15 protein-coding genes are annotated in these 21441 nt (G+C 57.9%); 3 read left to right on the top strand and 12 right to left on the bottom strand.

From position 1 onward, the window contains the following. Positions 1-239: 239 nt before the first annotated feature. Genes JYB84_RS02165 through JYB84_RS02155 form a run of 3 tightly spaced genes read left to right on the top strand, consistent with a single transcriptional unit; the run spans position 240 to position 4065 of the window. Positions 240-2354 (top strand): TonB-dependent receptor, encoded by a 2115-nt coding sequence (locus JYB84_RS02165; protein WP_207321819.1) that lies wholly within the window; start codon positions 240-242, stop codon positions 2352-2354. Then, complete coding sequence (locus tag JYB84_RS02160; protein ID WP_207321818.1) at positions 2348-3556, top strand: exo-alpha-sialidase; 1209 nt, start codon at positions 2348-2350, stop codon at positions 3554-3556. Before JYB84_RS02165 ends, JYB84_RS02160 begins: the two co-directional genes overlap by 7 nt. Beyond that, complete coding sequence (locus JYB84_RS02155) at positions 3553-4065, top strand: TlpA family protein disulfide reductase (protein ID WP_207321817.1); 513 nt, start codon at positions 3553-3555, stop codon at positions 4063-4065. The genes JYB84_RS02160 and JYB84_RS02155 overlap by 4 nt, the downstream gene beginning before the upstream one ends. Before the next feature lie 120 nt (positions 4066-4185). Here JYB84_RS02155 and JYB84_RS18485 read toward each other — a convergent pair whose 3' ends face one another. The 12 genes from JYB84_RS18485 to JYB84_RS02095 form a co-directional block, all read right to left on the bottom strand. Then, positions 4186-9447 carry a S8 family serine peptidase gene (locus tag JYB84_RS18485; protein WP_207321816.1) on the bottom strand — a complete coding sequence of 1754 codons (5262 nt, stop codon included), beginning with the start codon at positions 9445-9447 and terminating at the stop codon, positions 4186-4188. Positions 9448-9738: 291 nt separating this feature from the next. Beyond that, positions 9739-10941, bottom strand: a complete 1203-nt coding sequence (locus tag JYB84_RS02145) for a sensor histidine kinase (RefSeq protein ID WP_207321815.1) — start codon at positions 10939-10941, stop codon at positions 9739-9741. Next, positions 10941-11633, bottom strand: a complete 693-nt coding sequence (locus JYB84_RS02140; RefSeq protein ID WP_207321814.1) for a response regulator transcription factor — start codon at positions 11631-11633, stop codon at positions 10941-10943. The genes JYB84_RS02145 and JYB84_RS02140 overlap by 1 nt, the downstream gene beginning before the upstream one ends. Then, on the bottom strand, positions 11633-12001 hold the full coding sequence (locus JYB84_RS02135; protein WP_207321813.1) for a DUF3019 domain-containing protein: 369 nt from the start codon (positions 11999-12001) through the stop codon (positions 11633-11635). Before JYB84_RS02135 ends, JYB84_RS02140 begins: the two co-directional genes overlap by 1 nt. Next, positions 11995-12846, bottom strand: a complete 852-nt coding sequence (locus JYB84_RS02130; RefSeq protein WP_207321812.1) for a MipA/OmpV family protein — start codon at positions 12844-12846, stop codon at positions 11995-11997. The genes JYB84_RS02135 and JYB84_RS02130 overlap by 7 nt, the downstream gene beginning before the upstream one ends. A 218-nt stretch (positions 12847-13064) precedes the next feature. After that, positions 13065-13571, bottom strand: a complete 507-nt coding sequence (locus tag JYB84_RS02125) for a nitrous oxide reductase accessory protein NosL (RefSeq protein WP_207321811.1) — start codon at positions 13569-13571, stop codon at positions 13065-13067. 25 nt (positions 13572-13596) lie between these two features. Beyond that, positions 13597-14421, bottom strand: a complete 825-nt coding sequence (locus tag JYB84_RS02120; RefSeq protein ID WP_207321810.1) for an ABC transporter permease — start codon at positions 14419-14421, stop codon at positions 13597-13599. Then, entirely contained in the window at positions 14418-15323 is a 906-nt protein-coding gene (locus JYB84_RS02115) for an ABC transporter ATP-binding protein (protein WP_207321809.1), read from the bottom strand. Before JYB84_RS02115 ends, JYB84_RS02120 begins: the two co-directional genes overlap by 4 nt. Before the next feature lie 4 nt (positions 15324-15327). Beyond that, positions 15328-16641, bottom strand: a complete 1314-nt coding sequence (locus JYB84_RS02110) for a nitrous oxide reductase family maturation protein NosD (protein WP_207321808.1) — start codon at positions 16639-16641, stop codon at positions 15328-15330. Between the two features lie 72 nt (positions 16642-16713). Next, positions 16714-18603 (bottom strand): TAT-dependent nitrous-oxide reductase, encoded by a 1890-nt coding sequence (nosZ, locus tag JYB84_RS02105; RefSeq protein ID WP_207321807.1) that lies wholly within the window; start codon positions 18601-18603, stop codon positions 16714-16716. Between the two features lie 54 nt (positions 18604-18657). Then, positions 18658-20745, bottom strand: coding sequence for a transcriptional regulator NosR (gene nosR / locus JYB84_RS02100; RefSeq protein ID WP_207323065.1), 2088 nt, complete (start codon positions 20743-20745; stop codon positions 18658-18660). Between the two features lie 211 nt (positions 20746-20956). Further along, positions 20957-21253, bottom strand: coding sequence for a c-type cytochrome (locus JYB84_RS02095; protein WP_207321806.1), 297 nt, complete (start codon positions 21251-21253; stop codon positions 20957-20959). Positions 21254-21441 lie beyond the last annotated feature (188 nt).

Below are 21441 nucleotides of genomic sequence, written 5' to 3'. Positions count from 1 at the left end.
CGTGAATACAAGCATCTATCCTGTGCTTGATTGATAAAAAGGGCCTTCCACTGAAGGCCCTTTTTTATGCCCCATCGGGTATGCCATTCCCTATCCAGGGCCCCTTTGTGACCCCGGTCACGGTGCGATTTTGCGCCGGATCAACAAAGCGTGAAATAGCCCCCACAAAAGCAATATTAAAGATGCATGTTAAATATTGAGCGTTAGAATGCGGCCAGGTTCACAAGGAAAGGCTGCCCATGAATACATTCCCTTCGCTGCTCAGTTTGGCGCTGTTGACCACCTCCGCCGCGGCAACAACAGATAACACCGAGGTACAGACCGCACCGGATGGCGCAACCTCCACCATGGCCATCGCCAGCCCGGTCATGGAACGCATCAGCATCACGGCCAACCGCAAGCAGAATGTGGACACGGATCTGGCCATGTCCCTGGACAGCATCAGCAAGTCCGAGCTGGCGCTGGACAAGGGCCAGCACCCGGCCGAATCCCTCAACAGCGTCGCCGGGGTATTGATAGATCAGCTTGGTGGTGGACAGGGACACAAGACCGCCATCCGCATGCCGATGAACACCAGCGGCTACTACCTGTTTTTGCAGGACAATATTCCCATTCAGTCACCGGCCTTCTTCAACCATAACGGCCTCTGGTGGTCCAGTTTCAACACCAATGTGGGCCGCATCGAAGTGATCAAGGGCGCCGGTACCGCCCTCTATGGCTCCGGTGCCGTGGCCGCCACCATCAATGTGCTCTCCGATGAAGTGGAAGACGCCAACCGCCTCGACAGCGGCCTGATGCTCGGCAGCGATAACTTCCACAAGCTGCAGCTGGGCTACAACCGCAAACCCGAGGCCGGCAAGGGCTGGCGCATTTCCGCTTCGGCCCAGGAAAGCGACGGCTGGCAGGAGCACACGGCTACCCAGAGAGCCGAAGTCAACGCCCGCCACGAATATGAAATCGACGCCAATCAACGCCTGGTGACCCTGCTGTCGGCCTCAACCCTGGAGCAGGAAATGGCCGCCGGTCTTACCGAGGAGCAATACCGGCAGGATCGCAACCAGTCTGGACTGAGCGATGCCGTGCTGGCGGTTGACCCGACCCGGCGCAGCGACTATCTGCGCCTCTCAAGCCAGTGGGACAAGCAAAGCGGCGATGCCAATTACTCGCTGATCGGCTACCTGCGCCGCAACACCAACAGCTACACGGCCACCTGGAACGCCAATATGCCCATGGTGGACAGTGTGGTGCGCAGCGCAGGCCTGTTGGCCCTGGCCAACTGGGTGCACGGCGATGACAGCGAAACCACGGTCGGCGCCGATCTGGAATACTCGGTCGGTGATGAAAGCTCGTTCCAACCCCTGGATGTGACTGTGGGCGGCTACAAGCCCGACAGCTTTGTGGCCGGGGAGCGTTTCTATGACGACAGCACAGATTACCTGGGCCTGTCGCCCTATGTGCAGCACCAAAGACCGCTGACGGAAAACCTGACCCTGACCCTGGGGGCCCGCTTTGATTACGCCGGTTATGATTATCACAACCATCTCGCGGCCCTGGGTGACATAGGCCACGGCAAGCTCAGCATTGCCGACCGGGAGGACAGCTTCAGCCACCTAAGTCCCAAGGCCAGCCTCAATTATCGCCTCGGCGACAGCAGCAGCCTGTACCTGCGCTATGCCAACAGCTTCCGCCTGCCCACCAGCGGCAGCCTGTACCACATCACCACCAAGGACAGCATCGAAGGCCTGTCGAACCTCAAACCCGAGATCTCCGACACCTATGAGCTAGGTTACAAGGCCAACCTCGATTCCCTGTCCTGGGATCTGGCGCTCTATTACATGGACGTGGACGACGGCATAGTCAACGCCTTCGATAGCGAGCTCGGCTTCCGCTATCAGGTCAATGCCACCCGGGTGATCCACAAGGGCGTGGAATTGGCCGCCGACTGGCAGGCCACCCGTGAACTGGCGCTGTCGCTGGCCTTTACCCGCGCCAGTCACGAGTTTGATGACTACCCGCCCATCACCGGCAATCAGATGATGAATGCCCCCGAATACATCACCAATGTCCGCGCCCGCTATAATCCGGATGCCCTTGAGGGCCTGAGCCTGATGCTGGAGTGGCAGGCCATAGGTGACTACTGGATGGATGACGCCAACAGCCGTCGCTATGAGGGTTATCAACTGACCAACCTCAAGGCCCGCTATAAGATCAACGACAGGGTGTCCATCAACGCCCGTGCCACCAACCTGTGGGACAAGGACTATGTGCAGTCGGCAGCCCTCAGCTACGGCAAGGCCAACATTAACCCCGGCGCCCCCCGCAGCCTGTATCTGGGAGTGGACGTCTCATGGTAACCCTTACCTCTATCAGGGCCACGGCCCTGCTGGCACTGGCCACGGCCCTGATGCCGGCGCAGGCACATCAGCATCAGGAGGCACCTGCGCAACCCCAAAGCCAATGCCCGGCCGGTGACATTCGCTGCGCCGAGACTGTCACCGCCGCCTTCGGCCCGGATGGCAGATTGTGGCGCGCCTGGGTCAGCGAGCAGCAACTGTACCTCGACAGTTCCACCGATGCCGGTGTCCACTTCGGTGCCCCCCTAAAGGTCAACGCCGAGCCCGAGGCCATCTCCACCCGCGGTGAAAATCGCCCCAAGCTCGGCTTTGATGGCCAGGGCGGCCTCTACCTGTCCTGGGCCATGGCAAGGGAGCAGAAGTACAGCGCCGATATTCGCCTGAGCTACTCGGCCGATGGCGGAGCTCACTTCACCAGGCCCCAAACCATCAATGATGACCAGCTTGTTGCCGGCCACTCCTTCAACGAAATGCTGGTGAGCCCAGACGGCGACATCAGTCTGGTGTGGCTCGACAGCCGCGCCAAGGCATTGGATCCAAACGCCGCTGCCGGGTCGGCCGTCTATTTTGCCAGGGGCAATCTGCGCCGCGGCGACAGCCAATTTCTCAACAGTGAACTGGTGCGCGGCACCTGCCAGTGTTGCCGCCTGGCATTCGCCAAGGAGCCCGACGGCACCCAGGCCCTGCTGTGGCGCCACCTGTATCCGGACAATGTACGCGAGTTTGCCCTGCTGCGGCTCAAGGAAGGCGCCACAGCACAACAGGTGTCCTTCGATGACTGGCAGCTCGACGGCTGCCCGCACCAGGGCGGTGCCCTGGGCATCTCAGACGCAGGACGTTACCACCTGGCCTGGTTTAATGCCGGGCGCAAGGGTCAGGGAATTTTTTACGCTTATTCCGACGATGGCGGGGTTCAATTGAGTGCGCCGCTCAAGGTCGGCAATAACCAGCAACTGGCATCCCACCCACATCTGGCGGTGCAGGGGCAGAGAGTGGATCTGGTGTGGACCGAATATAACGGCAGCGAACAACAGCTCTGGTGGCAAGGCTCAAGCGATGGCGGCGCCCTCTTCGGTCCCGCCCGTCAATTAGCCAGCTCCCAGCTCGGCAGCGACCGGCCCTTTGTGCTGACCCACGACGGCAAGGCCTATGTCTCCTGGCACAGACCCGGACTGGGCCACTTTTTCCGGGTGCTGCCATGATCCGCCGCGGCCTGATGCTTGGACTCTGGCTGCTGTCCGGCTCCCTGACCGCGGCCCCCTTGCTGACGGCCCAAAGCCTGGATGCCAGGGCCGCCATCATGGCGGGCCAGCGCTGGGTGAGCATTTGCTGGAGCCTCGACTGCCCCGCCTGTATTCGGGAACTTGGCGAACTCAAGTCGCTGCTGCCACAGGTTGACCGCGAACGTCTGCTGCTGATCAACACAGATGCCGACGCCGACCGGGAGCAGGAGCAACAACAAGTGCTGGCGCAACTGGGACTGACTGCCCTGCCACAGCTCAGTTTTGCCGATGGCCAGGAGCAACAGGGGCGCTTCCTGCTCGACCCCGCTTGGTACGGCGAGCTGCCGCGCACCTTTTTTATCGATGAGAAAGGCAACTGGAAAGGCAAGAGCGGCCTAGTGGAGCAGCAATGGCTGCGGCAATGGCTGGCGCAGGATGAAGCGTCAAAGCAGACAGCCCAGCAGGCTCCCCTGATTCATCAGCAGTGAACAACCGGCCCATGGGGTGAGCATCAAGGCCTAAGCCAATAAAAAACGGGTCCCGAGGGACCCGTTTTATCTTGCGTTAACCGCGACTCATGCAGCTTGCATTAAACCAAGCATTGCAGCTCAGTGCAGGCGGCGGCGACGCACCATGGCAACAGGTGCCAACAGCAGTGCCAGCCAGCCCAGGGCACCACCGCTGGAGGTGTCCTTGGCAGGTTCAGCGGCAGGCGGCGCCGGGAAGGTGCAGCTGCCGTCATCCTGATTGGCGTTGGCATCATAGTTGGTGGCAGCGCTATCGGTACAACCGGGCTCGATACCGTCCGAAGTCACGGTCAGCATAAAGCTCTGGGTCGTGGCATCAGTGGGGTTGACGCTGTCGGCCACTGTTACGCTGACTTGTGTTTCACCATGCCAGTTGGCATCGGGGGTGATGGTCACGGTAGAACCGGCGCTGTTGCCATGCACCAGGGCACTGATGTGCTCACCGCTGACGGAAATCAGGTTCGGATTGGCATCAACGTCGGCGTAGGCCACTGTCACATCGGCACTGGTGTTCTCGGCGATTGTCATGGCGTTGAACGGCGCCAGAGTGATGTTACCGGCCACCTGGATGGCATTGGCTATCACCTTCTGTCCCATACCGCTGACGTCGCTGACCACGTCCATGGTCAGGGTCTGACCGGCGGCGGTTTCAGCCACACGCACCTGGAAGCTCAGGTCGAACTGGGTTGCTTCCGGGCCTGTGTAGTCTAAGCAGATCACCTTGTTGGCCGTGGTCACTTCCTTCAGATCGTTATAGGCGGCACTGACCCCCATTTCCTGACCATAGGGATAACCAAAGACATCCAGCGGGCCATAGTTGCCGTGCACACCTATGGAACCGTAATCCCCCTGATCGGCAAAGTCCATGTCGCCATAGGCCATCACAAACTCGAACTCACCTGCGCCGTAGCGATAACCCTTGTTCATGATCAGATCAAAGGTATAGCGGTCGTTCTGCTCCACACCCGTCGGATAGGTGCCAAACCAGCTGGCTTCCACACCTTGGGTACGGGCGTTAACCCACTCTATGATGAAGTCATCACCGGCATACGCCAGGGCGATACCCGAGCCTTTCCAGGGCTCAAACAGGTTTTGTTCCAGTGGCGCGCCCAGTACATCGACAGGTATAGAGAAGCCGATGTTTGCGGGGTCCGCATAACCACGCCAGAACGGTGCCACGAATGGGCCATAGGGGTTCATGTAGTAAGGGAACTTCTGGCTGATGAAGTGGCTGGCAGCTCCCCACTCAGGCCCGAAGGTCACAAAGCCCTGAGGCGAAACAATGAAGCGGTCATAGCTCATATAATCCTCGTTATGGAACAGGTTCATATGGCCATCTGCGCCCCAGTAATCCGCCATGTGGATCTCGAACGGATTGGTGTAGACCCACTCACCGACGGTGGCATCATAATCCCAGCTGCCGGAGGCATCGACCATGGTGCCACCTATGGCCGGCATGAAACCGTAGTTTTTCGCCAGACCGACGAAGCCGCTGTCATTGCGACCATAGGCCGGTACCCGGCACAGGGCGTCGGTTTCATTGGTGGTCACCTTGTAGCTGCGATCCCAGTTGCCGGAATCCTGCTGCACCCCGGCAACGCGCACTGTGTTGCCGTCAACGCTCAGGTTTGCTTCCTGCTCCAGGCTGCTGACCTTGACCGACCCCGGCACCAGGGTCAGTCCCGCGGGAATAACAGTGCTGAGGTCGAAGTCGCGATCGGTACCCGTGTTGTTTTCCACCACGTGTACGGTCACGTCGACAATATCGCCACCGCGAACCCTCTGGTTGTTGTTGACGGTCACGTCATCCATGCCACGCTTAAGGCGCACAGGGATAAAGCCTATGCTGCCGGGCGCTGCGCTGCTGCCGATATCGACACCGGCATAGGCCACATCGCCTTCGGCCAGGTTATCCAGGTTCCAGTTCAGATCCAGGTCAACCAGGCTGCCATCCGAGGTGGCCGGGCCTTCGATCGTCAGGCCACTGGCATCGCTTGGCACCAAGGCCATGGCAACCCTGTAACTGTCAACCAATTGCTCTCTGGTGATACCGTAGTAACCCCAGGGATCCGGCCCCTGGTCCAGGTCCCAGTCGCTCATATTCTTACTGGTGTTGGACAACAAGACCCAATATTGGCCTGCATCCGGGTTGGTCAGGCTGCAGCGGTTAAGTTCGATTTGGGTGGTGGAGGAGCAGATCCATTCCTCATCGAAATCGGCCTCGCCGTTGCCATTGCTGTCACGGCCTATGTGAATCGCCAGTGAGCCACCCAATTCGCGCATGTACTTGTTAAAGCCAGGGTCCTTGGTGTGTTCAAGCACTTCCACCACAAAGCGGGCAGTGTCTTCGGGCACATTGAACAGGGTCACCTGGTTATGTCCCGGAGCATAATCACCGTCCGAGTAGATAGGCCTGTGGTTGTTGTCCTGGGGCAGGGTTACTTCCATGATATCGGCCTTGACCGGACCATGGCCACGGTACACCAGGTCATTGCTGGCACCCAGTGGCAGATCGGCGATGCGATAGCTGCCGTTGTCCCTGTGGACCTCAACATTCACCGCTTCCGGCAGACCGCCATGGTCGAAGTTGATGGACACGGGCCAATGTGACTTGGGTATGCTGCTGTCGGAGGCAGTGAGGTTAACGCTGGTCCACAGCTCCACCCCATCCAGGCTGCGGCCTGCACCCAAAAGTTTTGAATCGTGTTGGTATTGAATGTCGGTAATATCGGCCTTGATCACTATGCTCTGGCTCTCGCCGGCCTTGAGACTGAAGCTCGCCGGGAAGAATTCCATCTTGGCATTGTGCATGTCGATCTCGCCGTCATAGGTGGAGACCCAACGGTCATAGACCCACTGATCGGCACTCAAAGTCCAACTGCCATCGCGGGTAGCGGTCACGGTTCGCACCCAGGAGCAGACGCCGCCGCGGCAGTTGCTGTTTGCCAGCTGTGGCAGGTTGAGCTGGCGCACATCGCCGCCCATGGATGGGTTGGCCAGACGGAAGTTTTCCACCGTCTCATTCATGATAAGACCGGCATTGACCGCCGCCTGGGCATCCACGCGGCCGGAACCGGTGCGGTGCTGGGTGGCGGGGAAACCGTCGGGATTGTACTGATCCACGTCACGGCGCACAGTCTGGGAGGCGGTCATTTCCATCGCCGACTGCACCTCGGCAGCAGTCCAGTCCGGATGGGCCTGACGCACCAGGGCCATGACACCGGCCACATGTGGGCTGGCCATGGAGGTACCGCTGATGATGGCCCAGTCCTGGGATTGAGCTGAGCCAGGCGCCATTGGATGCTCATCGGCATAGGGCGCGAGAATGTCCACCCCGGGGGCAGCAATGTTCGGCGCCATATGGTGCTTGTAGGTCATGGAAGGACCGAGGGACGAGAAGTCCGCCAGCATGTCACCCTTGGCGGGATCCAGGCTACGGTCCACGGAACCGCCGGTAATGTTGATGAAATGTTCGGCGGCGCCGTCATTCATCCAGTTCAATATGTTGTTGCCTGTGTAGTTGGACACATGGATACCCGGCAGCGGATAGGCATCGTCATACAGCCTCTGCTCTTCCTGAGTAATGCCCGAGTACCAGGCCTGGTTGTAGAGGATAAAGCCACCGGCTCCGCCGGCCTTGACGTTGTGTGCCTTGGCGACCCTGGCATTGGTTCCGCGCTCACACACCACCACCTGATCGGCACTGAAGGTGCCGGGGGCAAAGGCGTTGAGACACTGGGGATCGCCATAATCGGCGGCACTCACGGGAATACCCAGGCTGATGCTGTCCACCGAGTAACCGGCGATATCATCGCCCCAACTGGAGTTGGGATCTATGTAGAGATAAGGGGTGGAGTTGCCACCGCTAAAGGAGATCAGGTTGTTGGTCTTGTGCAACACCCTGTCATGGGTGCTCGCGGCCACCACCATTTCCCAGGGCGCACTGTGTCCCAGGCTGCCGAAGAAGGTGTTATGGGCATCACCACCCGAGTTACCTGCGGCCACGGCCACGGAAATACCGGCTTCACGGGCCGAGAGTATGGCCAGCTCGGTAGCGCTTTCCCATGGGAATTGCTCGCCGCCGCCGATGGAGAAGTTAATCACATCCACGTCGTCGGCAATGGCCTGTTCATAGGCCTTGAGGATCGCCTCTGTGGGACACCCATCTTCCGGGAGACACACCTGATAGGCAATGATGTTGGCATGTGGTGCCACGCCCGAGGTGGACTCAAAGGTGAACCCCAGGGGCTCACCGTCACCATCCCCCAGGGAGGGGGCCAGCAAGGGCACGTTTTCCACATAGTTACCGGCGGCGGTACCCGCGGTGTGGCTGCCGTGACCCTGGATGTCCTCACCCGTGGCCGGGGCCAGGCCCTGGTAGGTGTCGGTGATCACAGGCCAGCTGTAAATACCAATCAGCTTATCGTTACAAACCAGCTTACCGGTGGCGCAGTCGCCCAGGTAATTACCGTCGCCCAGGGGGTTGGTGTGATCGTAGCCGTCACCGCCGATATCGGCGAACGCCACATGATCCGAGTTGATGCCGGTATCTATGATACCCATCACTATGCCCTCACCCTTCCAGGGCAGGCCGGTGACAGTATTGCCGGTCCACACCTGATCGGCACCGATAAAGGTCGGGCCGCGGTCGGTCTGGATCTGCTGCATGGTGGAGCGTTCGATGAACTGTACCTGAGGCAGGGCTGCCAGGGCTTTGGCCTGGGCCTGGGTCATCTTGATGGAGAAACCGTTGACCGCGTTGGTGTAGTTGGCGCGCACCGGGTTTTGTATGCCCTGGCTGCGGGCCTGTTGCAGCACGTCATTTTGCTTGGCGCTCAGGTATTGACGGTAGCTTTCCACTCTGGATTGCTGCACCGCCTGCACCTGGGCCTGGTCGACGGCAGCCGCCTTTTGCATCCTTTGCTTGCCCTGTTGCATCACAGGCGTTTGGGAAGCCATCTCGTTACGGATCACCTGCTGGGCGGTGGCGGCATAACCTTTAACCCGACCGTCGTAGGTGGCCAGCGGCAAGTCCCGCAGGCGCACTATGTACACATCCTCGCCGCTGCGATTAGGCTCTTCAACAAACTTGGCCTTGGCCGATGCGGGTTGATGCTGCTGGTTCAATCCGCCGGGCATGGGACGGATAGCGTTATTGGTTTGGGGCGCTTTGTCGGAAACGCGCTTGGGCCGGCTTAATTCTTCTTTGGTGATGGCTTGCAGTACAACGCCACCCTTGCTGCCAGTGGCAGACACGTTTGTCGACGACGTGGGCATGGCCGATGCCATACCGGCGCCATACAGCGCCGCAAGTGTCGCCACAGTAAGGGACTTCAGTTTCATTCTAGTTCTCCTGGAGGAGTGGATTCGGGTTTTTGGGTTTGCCTCCCCAGGCGATACCCTAAGGCAGAAGTACCTGCGAAACTGTCCAAAAGTGTACATTTGGTGACATTTGTTAAACTTTTGCTGCCAAAATCATTTGCTTGGTGATGCAAAAAAATCACCGGCCCCCGAGGCCAGGTTTGCGGTCCACCCCAAGGGCGGAAAAGCGAGGAAAAAGGAATGTTTCCCGACGGAAGGCCCGGAAAGAAAGCCCGGAAAGAAGGCCCGGAAAGAGGGCCACGGGGAATGGAGCTACTGTGTTATCAAGGGGAGTAAAATCAAAACCTTGGCCCCACCAAGGCTGGAGGGCTGCAGCCGGATCTGGCCCTGGTGTTTCTCTACCACCCGCCGCACTATCGACAGGCCCAGCTTGTGATGTGCCAGCTGGCCATCACCGCCGCTTCCTTCGGCGGCGTCCCAGCCGGGGCCATCGTCCTCCACCGCCAGCAGCAGGTGCTGCCCCTGCCGTTCACAGCGGATCAGCACCCGGCTTTTGGCAAAACGCAGCGCATTGCCAAGCAGGTTATTCACCAGGCGTTTCATCAGGTTACTGTAGAGCCAGGCGGAAATGGGCGCAGGCTGTTGCAGCTCAATGGCAATGTCGTTGTCTGCCGGCACCTGGGCCAGCAGATCCTTGATAAAGGCGCCGAGTTCCAACTCGGTGCGCTCGTTGCCCACCTCGCTGTACTCGTTTTCCGCCAGCGACAGGTAGTCGTAAATATTGTCTTCGATATCGGCAATGTTGTTGTTCAGCTGCTGACGCGAGGTATCCAGGTTGTCCGCCGTCATCAGATGGCTGAGAAACTTTATTCGCGCCAGGGGCGTCTTGATGTCATGGCACACTGTCTCGGCCACCTCGGCCTGGAACTGGTTCAGCTGTTCAATGTTGGCCGTCATGTTGCGCAGTGACTGGGCCAGCGGCGCCAGGTAGGACTTGGGGCTTAAGGAGAAGGCTGGAAACTTGCCGAACTTGATTTCGGAGATCGCCGAGCGACGCAAGATCTCTATGTCACGGAACAGATTGCGACTGAGCAGAAAAATCACCAGGAACAGTGCCAGGTAGAACACATAGGCCAGATCCAGCCCGTGCTCCAGCTTGTCCGGCGACTTGAGGTTGTTGATGCACAGAATTTTGTCAGACTCGGAATGGCGGCACAGCATCTGCCGCCCCTGTTTGTCGCGCATGGCAAACACCTGGGCCTCGTCCAGCTTGCCACCCCAGTACCCGGCAGGGTACTCCACAAACAGGGCATCACCACAGCCAATGCCGTTATCCATCTGGCATTGCAGCGATCTGTGGCTGTGCTGCAATTGCTCCACCGCCTGCAGCACGTATTCGGCATCCACCACGGGGGTGGGCTCACTGCCGTACCAGCGATACACCTGGCCCAGACTCAGGGCCAGCAGCAGTACCGTGGCTATCAGTACGGCGTTGAAACGCAGCAGGGGATTCATCACAACTCGGGCTCACCGTAGGACAGGTAGTAGCCCTCGCCCCAGGAGGTCTGCACGTTCCATTTATCGTCTATGGCCTGCAATTTTTTGCGTAACCTGGAGGCACGTCCATCCATGGTGCGAGCCATACCGTCATAACTGCGGCCCAGCAGCCGCTGGAACAGGAACTCCCGGCTGACCACGGTGCCAAAGTGGGCCAACAGGGCCTCCAGCAACTGAAATTCCGCCGTGGTCAGCTCCAACAACTGGCCCTTGAGTTCGGCCCTGCGGGTCAGGGCGTTCAGAGAAAGATTGAATTGGCTGTATTGGGTCTGGGCTGTTTCCGTCGGTTTGGGGCGCCCGAGAAACACCTTGATCTTTGCCAGCAGCAACCTGGGATCTATGGGTTTGAGCAGGTAGTCCTGGGCCCCCAGCGACAAACCATGGAGCTGATTTTGCAACGAGGTTTTGGCTGTCATAAACAGGATTGGACACTGGGTCTGGCTGCGGATCTCGCTGACAAAGTCAAAGCCACTGCGGCCCGGCAACATCACATCGCAGATCAGCAGATCCACCTGTTGCTGCTGCAAGATAAATTCGGCGCGATTGGCGTTGGCACAGGTGCTGACCATGTAGCCTTCGTTTTCCAGGCACAGCTTTATCAGCCGGGTCAGTTCGGGATCATCTTCAAGCAGCAGTATATGGGCAGACATCAGAACAGGCTCCAACTAAGGCGTCGCTCCTGCAGCGGCGGCTTCTCCTTGATTAATAAATCGATACGCTGCTTGGCCAGCACCTGATGGGTACCCGGGTCCACCAGACTGAACTCGGCATCCTGGCTGAGATCCAGCTCCAGCGGGAAATCATCCAGATTATCAGCGCAATGAATATATTCTTCCGGCCGCGTCGCATCGACCAGGCAGGCCAGCTGTGGCGCCTGCCAACTGACGCTGACATTCATGCGACAGGGGCTGTCGGGGGCGGTAATGCAGACCCTGGGCAAGATCTCAAACGACAGCGGTTCGGCGGCCAAAGGGCCTCCAAACAACAGCGTCAGCGAGATTAGCCAGGTCTTTACCATGTCTTCATCACTCCGATAAACCAGATATCGTGGGTCTTGCTGGCCAGGAAATAGCTGTTGTCGAAAGCCGAGGACAGCCATTCGCGGCGCCAACTGCCAATCAGACGTAAATCCTCATCCAGAGGCCAGGACAGCTCAAGCTTCAGCGACGGCAGCCACTGGGCATCGGGCCTGCTGCTCCATACCCTGCTGGTCTCCAGCTTGGTGATGCCGAAGTAATAGTTGCTGTAGTGACTGTCGAGCCAGCGTCCACCCACTGTGGTGGCCACGTCCAGAGGGCCGAGTTTGGTCAGGTAACGCAGCTGATTGTCCCACTCCAGACCGCCGTGAACATTGCTGACATCGGCGTGCAGCGCCGAACTGAACTGCCAATCACCGTGGCGCCAAAACAGGGTACTGCCGGCGAGGTAGCTGAAATGGCGATCCTTGAGGTGAAACAGTGCCTTGGGATCCGCTTCCCAGGATGGCAGGGCCAACAGCACATTGCCGGCGGTCAGGCCGGCCAGCAGGGAATCATTGAGGGAGTTATCCTGGCGGAACATCAGGGCATCGAAACTCTGCTTGGTGGTCAAATCCCAGGAAAAAGAATCGCTTTCAAGCAAATTAAAACCAAGATTGAGATCTTCTACATAGAAGCGCTCGCCGTAATAGGACCAACGGGGCAACAGATAAAGGGGCACGTCCTGGCCCTGATACATCATAGAGTTGTAGCGACCCACGCCGAGGGCGAGCGACAGCTTGCCGCTGCTTGCAGCGACCTCCTGGGCCTGGGTACCAAAAAGGGGTAAACACAACAGCAGTGCCGGTACCAGGCGCCGCCATAAGGAAAAACAGCAATTAAACATCAAATATTCCTAATGAATCTCCGAGCTTTGTATCAATTGTTTACAAACAGCACCAGCATTAACCCCCGCCGCGGTACACTTTTGTACAATTTCCAGCGCGAGAGCGACTTGATTGTTTTCACATTATAGGAGATGAGTTGCCGCTTGCAGGAGCCCAAGCCACTGTCATGACAATAAAAAAGGCACCACTGGGTGCCTTGCGTATTGGGTGGTGGCGACTAAAGCATGTCGAGCCTGATCTCCTCGAAGCGATACACCTCGCCACCAAAACGCTCCATAAAACTGCGGGCGGCCGCTTCGGTGCCAAAGCTGGCCAGGGTGTGGCCCATGGCACCATCACGGGTCGAACCCAGCACATACCAGGCGCTGCGGGCATCGATGAAACTGTCATCGGCCGGATTCTCCCAAGGAGACTTGCCCATGTCGTGCACATAGACCTCTTTAACCTGATGCAGGTATTCGGGGTCGAGCAGGAAGCTGAACAGATCCCGGGTGGAGCAGAATTTCTTCACCCGATCCGAGTCCTTGGTGTAAAGCTCCCCCTTGGGACCGGGAAAGGTGCCTATCAGCATGCCGCACAGATGGCATTCGTCGCCCCGCTCCAGCGCCACCGGCAAACGCTGGGATTGGGACTGGGGCTCACCACCACAGCCGGCCAGCAGGGCGCCGCTCAACAGCGCCGCCAACCAGGGGCGCAGACGAAAGAGGTTAGCGGTTGTTTTCATGTTTCTTTCCCTTGAAGTGTCACAACTATAAGCTTTTGCGATTGAAAATCAGCGCGGCCAGTCCCAGGGGCACCAAGACCCAGGCCAGCATCAGCGCCAGCAGGGACGGCACCGACCAACTGCTGTTGATAGCGACGGCGAGCACCCCATTCACATCGCTGGTGTCCAGGGCCGCCATATTGATCAGCCGGAACAGGTCCGCCGGATTGAGCAGCATGATCTGGATCAGCCACTGTTGATCAAGGCCATCCTTCACCCCCACCAGCAGGGCCAGCAGCGCCAGATCGAATACCAATACAAAGGCAAACCAGAGGCTTAAGGCCAATCCGGCGGCCTTGGATTTTTCGCTCACAGACAGGCTGATCACATAGGCCAGGGCAATAAAACACAGGCCCAGCAGGGCCGCGGTCAGAATAAAGAGGCCAAAGGCCGGCAGCAGTCCCTCAACCTGGGTTTGCAGTGCCAGCAGCAGTGCCGAACTGCCAAAACCCAAGGCCGTCGCCAGGCTGATAATGGTCCCCTGACCGATAAATTTGCCCAGTAGCAACTGGTTGTGGCTCAGGGGATAGGTCAGCAGCAACAGCAGGGTGCCGGACTCCTGCTCCCCCACAAAGCTGTCGTAAGCGAGCAGCAGGGCTATCAGCGGTATGAGAAACACCGCCAAGCTCGCCAGGCTGGCGATGGTGGACGACAGCGACAGGGTGCCAACGGTCCCCGATGCTGCGGCGCCATAGTAGCTGAGGCCAAGGGACAGCACTGCAAAAATAAGGGTAATGGACAACAGCCAGCGGTTACGCAGCCCATCTTGAAATTCCTTGATGGCGACCGCCAATACCGGACTCTGAGTCATAGTGTCTCCCGGGCAGTCGCGCCCAAATAATGCTGATATAACTGCCCCAGATCCGCGGGCTCCAGTTGCAGATCTTCCAGGGCCTCAAATTCCAGCAGCGCCCGCACGGTCGCCAGTTTCTGCTCTTCGGTCACCAACAACCTGTTGCTGTCGACCATGTAGGGTTGGAAACGACTGTCTTTCCCAAGCGTGCCGTTGAGTCCTTTGGTGCGGATCGCCACCGGCAAGCTGGCCTGACGGCGCAGCTCCTCCAGGGTGCCCAGCGCCAGGGCCCGGCCACCGGAGAGGATCATGGCCCTGTCGATATGTTGCTCCACGCCCGGCAGCACATGGGAGCAGAGTATGATACTGGCGCCATCCTGCTTGAGCTTGTCCACCGCCTGATAGAACTCGGCGGTGGCCAAGGGGTCCAGGCCCACTGTGGGTTCATCGAGCAGCAACAGTTTGGGATCGCCGAGAAAGGCCTGAGCCAAGCCCAGCCGTTGGCGCATGCCCTTGGAGTAGGTTTTGACCTGACGGTCCATGGCCTTGTCCAGACCCACCTGCTGCAATAGCCGCAGCACCTCGGTCTTGGCCACCCCCTTGAGGCGGGCAAAATAACTCAGCACCTGTCGGCCGCTCAGCTGATCGTAAAAACTGACGTTTTCAGGCAGATAGCCTATCTGCCGCCGCCCCTGCCAGGCCTGTTTGGACTGGGGATCGACATCGAATACCCTGACCTCACCCTCACTGGGTGCCAGCACCCCGAGGATAATCTTCATCATGGTGGTCTTGCCGGCACCGTTATGGCCGAACAGACCCAATACCTCACCGGGGGCCAGTTGCAGCCCAATGCCGCTGAGCGCCTGCAGGGTGCCGTAGCGCTTGCCAATGCCAGTGAGTGACACTATCGCTTTGCTCATGGTTTCATTCCTGATGGCCGGCCAAGGTCAGGCCCGCCTCTGTATTGGATGCATTGATTGGGCCCATGGCCGGAAAACTGTCCTTCACTCCGGCGGGCTTAAGCACGGGAAACTGCTTCTGGATCCAGCGCAGCAACAGCAGCGCCGGGCTGTCCAGCAGCACCTTGGCCTGGGGATATTGCCAGACAATCTTGTCTATGCCGTCATTGGGTTCGAAGGGGGTATCACCGTGGCCGTCGTTGTTGAGATCCCAGCCCAGGTAATTGCTCCAAAAGTTACCCTGACCATCCTGGCTCCATTCCTGGGGGGTGTTGGACACATACTTTACCTGCAACTGGTTATTGATGAAGTCATTGCCGTACACCTGGGTATTTTCCGATCCCGCGGTCAGGTGGATGCCTATCTCGGCGGTATCGACCCGGTTGAAACTGATATTGTTGTAACCCGAGTTATAGACAAACAGTCCCTTGCCCTCACGGCCAAGCGCCTTGTGCTCCGGTTTGGTCCACACCTGTTTAATGCGGTTGTGACTGATGGTGGAGGAGGTGATGAAGTTCATCAGGAAGCCATAGTCCTCACTTTCCTCGGTGAGGTTACCGCTGACGGTCAACAGCCGGGAACTCATCAGGGCATAACCGGCCCGGGTGTGGTGGGCATAGTTATTCAGCACCTGATTGCTGTGGGAATACATGTAGTGGATACCATAACGCAGGTCGTGCATGGTGTTATTACGTATCACGTTGTTCTGGCTGGAAATAATGTAGATACCATCGCGGGTCTCGGCCACATCGTTGTCGGCCACCTCCACCTGTTGCACTATCGACAGCTGGATACCGTTGCCGCGATCGGATGATCTGAGTTCGGTATTGCCACGCACATGGTTGCCCAGCACCTTGATCTGCTGACCCTTTTGCAGCCAGATCCCGAAACCGTCGCCCTTGAGGCGGTTATTGCGGATGACCAGGTTACTCGCCCCCTGATCCGAATAAATGCCGGCATTCTGGGCGGTCAGATCCCGGCCCCAGTGCTCTATGGCAAGGTCGGTAATTTCAACGTCCGAGTGGGTTAACAGCAGACCATGCCCCTGGCCACCGGCATCGATAACGGCCTGGTGAGGGTGTTCGGCCCTGAGGCTGATGGCGTGTTTTATCACAAAGTTGCCGCGGTATATGCCGTCGGCAAGTATTAAGGTGTCGCCGTCGGCGGCGGAATCCAGGCGAGCCTGAAGCTCGTCGTCCGGGGTAAGGTGCCAGGTCTCGGCCGATGCACCCAAGGTGCAACCGAGCAGACACAGGAAAATCAGGATCCGGTTCAGCATTGGCGAATGGCGTTGCCTCAGTCTGGAGAAAAAGAAATCGGCGGCGTGGACCAGACACGCCGCCGTAGCGCTTTAGGCCTCTACCAACATACGACCGCGCATTTCCATGTGCAGTGCGTGGCAGAACCAGTTGCAGTAGTACCACTGCACGCCGGGCTTGTCAGCGATGAAGGTGATGGAAGAGGTGGCCTGGGGACCAATTTCCATCTGCACCCCGTGGTTGGTCATACAGAAGCCGTGAGTCACGTCTTCCACCTGATCCAGGTTGGTCACCACCACAGTCACTTCGTCACCCAGCTTAACCTTGAACTCGGTCATGCCATAGGTGGGCGCGATGGAGGTCATGTAAACACGCACCTTGTTACCGTCACGGATCACCTTGTTATCGGCCATCAGGTTAACACCATCCCTCTCGGCCATGGCAACAGTGTCGGCGAAGATGGAATCATCGCGGGTCCACAGCTTCTTGGGCTTCAGCTTGCTGCGGTGCACTATGATGCAGTCGTGTGGCTCAGCATAGGTTGGGCCATCGTGTACCAGTTTCATCTCGTCACCGGAGATATCGATCAGCTGATCGTTCTCGGGGCGCAGCGGTCCAACGGGCAGGAATCTGTCTTTGGAGAACTTACACAGGGACACCAGCCACTTGCCATCAGCATCCCGGGTTTCGCCCTGGGAGGTATGGTTGTGACCGGGTTGGTAGTGCACGTCCAGTTTCTGCTTGATGTAGTTAACCTTTTCGCCCTGATAGGCGCGGATAGCCTCTTCCACATTCCACTTTACAATCTGGCTGTCGAGGAACAGCGTGGTGTAAGCATGGCCACGGTTATCAAAGGCGGTATGCAAGGGGCCCAGGCCCAGCTCGGGTTCGGCCACTATGGCATCACGGGGTTGGATCTTGTCGTTGAACAGGTCGTCGAGCTTCTTGATGGAGATCACTGACACTGTGGGGGACAGCTTACCGTTGGCCACAAAGTACTCACCGTTTGGCGACGTGTTCATACCGTGTGGTGACTTGGGCACAGGAATATAACGGGTCAGCTTGGAACCCTTGCGACCATCGAGCACGGGTACCTTATTGCCATTGTAGGTCTTGAAATCACCGGCCTTGAGTGCCGCCAGACAGCGTTCCAGGCTGAACACCACCACATGGTCACGCTCGGAGGCGATCATGTCCGACAGTGTCATGCCCATTTCGGAGTTGTAGCAGGTGGAGGCAAAGTACTTGCCGTCGTAGTCGGCATCCGTGTTGTCCAGGTTACCGTCGACCATGACCTGGAAGGCCACTTCCAGGGTTTCGGCATCGATCACGTTGAACAGCGAGCGGTAGGTGCTGACATCTTCCATGGACGACTTGCCGTCGTTGTTCATGGGGATCTCAAACTCACCGTTACAGATCACGTACTTGGTATATGGCACCTTCTGCACCCGCAGACCGTGAATGGCCTGAACGTTGGGAATGGTGATCATCTTGTCGACTTTCATCACGTCGCAGCGAATACGGGCCACGCGGGAGTTGGCCTTGTCGTTGATGAACACGTATTTGCCGTCATAGCGGCCGTCGGTCATGCTCATGTGCGGATGGTGAGAGTCACCGGCCATCAGGTGGGCACTGTCACCCTTGATGCGTTTACTCTCATTGGTCAGGCCCCAGCCGGTGGCGCTGTCGATATTGAACACGGGAATGCGCATCAACTCACGCATTGAGGGCAAGCCCATGATACGCACTTCGCCCGAGTGACCACCACTCCAGAAACCGTAGTATTCGTCCAGCTCGCCGGGGTGGCGAATGGGGCTGTTGGCGGCCTCGGCGGCATTGGCCTTGGCCATGGAGGCAAACATCGCCGCCGTCATGGGGGCCGTTACCGCACCGGCCCCAAGCAGGGCGGTCTTGCTCATAAAACTGCGGCGGCCGGCGTTTTCAAGGCCCTGTGCCTGCTGTTCATCATCGCTTCTATGCATCTTGGTGTCTCCGTCTGGTTCGATAATCTGCTATCGATGGCTTTGTTGTCGCTGTCAGGCCTCGGTCACCCGGGTGGGGATCGGATTCTCTTCAAAGCGACGGTTTTTATAAGCTTGCTTTTTCAATGGCGGACATTTTTCGTCATTGAAGTAGGTGATCTGGCAATCCAGGCAGTAATGGCATTCGCGCATATTGATCACCCCATCGGGGGCAATAGCCTGGATTTCGCATTCCTTGGCACAGGTCTTACAGGGTGAGCCGCACTCGGGACGACGCTTGAGCCAGTTGAACAGACGCACATTGCTGCCCACCGACAGGGCGGCCCCCAGGGGACACAGGTAGCGGCAGAAGGTCTTGCGATTGAACAGGTTCAGCAGAATCAGGAAGCTGGCCCAGGCCACGAAGGGCCATTCGCGGTCAAACTTGAGCAGGAAGGTGGTCTTGAAGGGCTCCACCTCGGCAAATTGCTCGGCCATGGCCAGTGAGTCCAGCGACAGGCCAAACAGACCCAGCAAGATCAGGTACTTGATTGCCCACAGCCGCTCGTGCACAGCGTAGGGCAACTCGAATTGGGGTAACTTGATATAGCGGGCGACGGTATTGACCAGCTCCTGCAGGGCACCGAAGGGGCAGAGCCAGCCACAATACACGGCGCGGCCCCAGAGCAACATGGTGACGGCGGCGCCGCACCAGAGCACGAAGATCACCGGATCCATCAGGAACAAGTCCCAGGAGAAATCGCGCATCAGGGCATGGAGGAAGGTGAATACGTTGACCACGGACAGCTGACCACCCCAGGCCCAGCCGATAAACACCACAGTTACCACCAGGAAACCGTGGCGCAGGTTATGGATAAAGGTGGGATGGCGCACCAGCACATCCTGGAAGAAGAGGATCAGCAGCAGCACCAACATCAAGGCCACCAGGATCCACACCTCATAGCGTTTGTCGTGCCAAATCTGCTGGGTCAGGGTACGTTCCGGCTCAGGTTCGGCTATTTGGGGGATATCAACATAACGCTCAGGTATGTCATACCCTGCCTTGAAGCTGCTGAAGATGCTGTCAATTGCGCCCAACTGCCGCCTGACCAATAGCTCCAGCTCCCAACTGCTGCCGGGGTCGAACTCCTGCTGGGCACCGATTTTGAATACCGACATCTCATTGAAGCTTGGCGCACCGGCAATATAGATATCACTGATGCGGTTATGGTCGAGATCCCGGAAGGAAATGGCATTGTCGTTCTGATGCAGCTGGATGCGATCAAAGATACCGCCACGGACATAGCCCGAACCCTTGAAGGAATAGCCGTTCCCCAGCAGCACCAAATAGTGCTCACCTGGCTCAAGCATGGACATCAACCACTGGTAGTCGGCATCCCCAAACAGGTTGCGACCTATGGAGGGCACATCGGCCAGGGCATAATAAATCTCGGCGAAGCTGTCGGCCTTATGGGCCCCATCGGCCTCATCCACATGCTCGGCTTCGGTGCCGACAAAGGCTTGGTCGACTGCGCCACGGTCGAGGTATAACTTGCGAATGGAACCGTCACCGGTCAGCTGCTGCCAATTGGCGACCTCATACAGATCCTGTTTGATGCTGGCCTTGGGCCGGGACGCAGCCACATCTTTGGCCAGAATGCCCAGGGACTGGGCCACCTTGGTGGCGGCCTTGGTAATGGCCTGGTTCATCACCATCACGGTCACAGTGGCACCGGAGAGACCATCTATGCTCAGATGTTCATCCCGGGTGGCAGCGCCGATTTTAATCTGATCTTTTACACTCAGCCCCTTGTATTGGCTGATAAAGTCCCACAGTTTGCTTTCGGGAATGCCGGCGAGAATGATGGGCTCATGGTGCTCCAGCACCCTGGCGTCGAGGAATTTTCCCTGGGGGTCAATGGCCACCAGCATGTTGACCGGCTCACCCGAATAGGCGGGAATGCGTGCTATATCATTGGTTTCAAAGGCATAGCCCAATACCTGCTGATCCCTGAGTATGGTCCATACCGGCACCTCGCCCTGCTTTTCGGATACCGATGTGGCGGACGGAAAAATCTCGGTGATGAGGGGCTTGGGGTCCTTGGCCTGGCTGACAAACAAGGCATGGCTGGGCACAGCCAGCAGGCTGAGCAGGAAAAACATCAAAAATTGCAGCGTCAGACCAACACGCCTGTTACCTTGGTTCACATTGAAATCCTTTCAAGCTGACCCGGACTCCAATCTGAACTTGAAAAGAGTCATCTTAAATACACTAAAACTTGAAGCCTTGTCTGGCAGTGACACAGATCAACTTACTGACAATTGAGAAACAATAAATTAACCGACGGGTATCACTGATGCCCGCCGGTTGGACTTATTTCAGGCTGGAGAAATAGGCCGCCAAATTGCTGATGTCCTCATCGGACAAAGGACCGGCCATGGGCCCCATCACAGGATCGGTACGACTGCCATCCTTGAAGGCATGCAATTGCTTTTCCAGGTAAGCCGCTTTCTGGCCCTTGAGGTTGGGGTATAAAGGCGTGAAAGAAATGCCGTCGGCGCCATGGCAACCGGCACAAACAGCGGCCTTGGCCTTGCCAGCTTCGGCATCGGCCGCCACTGCGGGCAGGGACAAGAGGGCTGCCAGGATAATCATCGCGGTATTTTTCATGTGTGATCCTCATCGTTTCATGGCCACAGCTCGAATAGCCCTGACCAAATTAACCAACATTTTTAATGCATCTTATGTGATAAATTAAAAGATGTATCTGACATGGATCATAAAACAGCAAATTAATCCCGGGGCCAGGCCCTGGAATCAAGCTTGATACACAGCGCTAAAAGATAAGTTGATATCTT

Origin of the sequence: Shewanella cyperi (assembly GCF_017354985.1) — a bacterium.
Lineage (GTDB): Bacteria > Pseudomonadota > Gammaproteobacteria > Enterobacterales > Shewanellaceae > Shewanella > Shewanella cyperi.
The sequence above is the reverse complement of the archived record's forward strand: the minus strand, read 5'-3'. Positions and strand labels throughout refer to the sequence as shown.

Bases quoted from the DNA above. Each gene is read 5' to 3' on its own strand.
- JYB84_RS02165 (WP_207321819.1), top strand. From the start codon at position 240: ATGAATACATTCCCTTCGCTGCTCAGTTTGGCGCTGTTGACCACCTCC.
- JYB84_RS02125 (WP_207321811.1), bottom strand. From the start codon at position 13,571: ATGAAAACAACCGCTAACCTCTTTCGTCTGCGCCCCTGGTTGGCGGCG.
- JYB84_RS02140 (WP_207321814.1), bottom strand. From the start codon at position 11,633: ATGTCTGCCCATATACTGCTGCTTGAAGATGATCCCGAACTGACCCGG.
- JYB84_RS02135 (WP_207321813.1), bottom strand. From the start codon at position 12,001: ATGGTAAAGACCTGGCTAATCTCGCTGACGCTGTTGTTTGGAGGCCCT.
- JYB84_RS02130 (WP_207321812.1), bottom strand. From the start codon at position 12,846: ATGTTTAATTGCTGTTTTTCCTTATGGCGGCGCCTGGTACCGGCACTG.
- nosR (WP_207323065.1), bottom strand. From the start codon at position 20,745: ATGTTTTTCCTGCTCAGCCTGCTGGCTGTGCCCAGCCATGCCTTGTTT.
- nosZ (WP_207321807.1), bottom strand. From the start codon at position 18,603: ATGCATAGAAGCGATGATGAACAGCAGGCACAGGGCCTTGAAAACGCC.
- JYB84_RS18485 (WP_207321816.1), bottom strand. From the start codon at position 9,447: ATGAAACTGAAGTCCCTTACTGTGGCGACACTTGCGGCGCTGTATGGC.
- JYB84_RS02160 (WP_207321818.1), top strand. From the start codon at position 2,348: ATGGTAACCCTTACCTCTATCAGGGCCACGGCCCTGCTGGCACTGGCC.
- JYB84_RS02095 (WP_207321806.1), bottom strand. From the start codon at position 21,253: ATGAAAAATACCGCGATGATTATCCTGGCAGCCCTCTTGTCCCTGCCC.
- JYB84_RS02110 (WP_207321808.1), bottom strand. From the start codon at position 16,641: ATGCTGAACCGGATCCTGATTTTCCTGTGTCTGCTCGGTTGCACCTTG.
- JYB84_RS02145 (WP_207321815.1), bottom strand. From the start codon at position 10,941: ATGAATCCCCTGCTGCGTTTCAACGCCGTACTGATAGCCACGGTACTG.
- JYB84_RS02155 (WP_207321817.1), top strand. From the start codon at position 3,553: ATGATCCGCCGCGGCCTGATGCTTGGACTCTGGCTGCTGTCCGGCTCC.
- JYB84_RS02120 (WP_207321810.1), bottom strand. From the start codon at position 14,421: ATGACTCAGAGTCCGGTATTGGCGGTCGCCATCAAGGAATTTCAAGAT.
- JYB84_RS02115 (WP_207321809.1), bottom strand. From the start codon at position 15,323: ATGAGCAAAGCGATAGTGTCACTCACTGGCATTGGCAAGCGCTACGGC.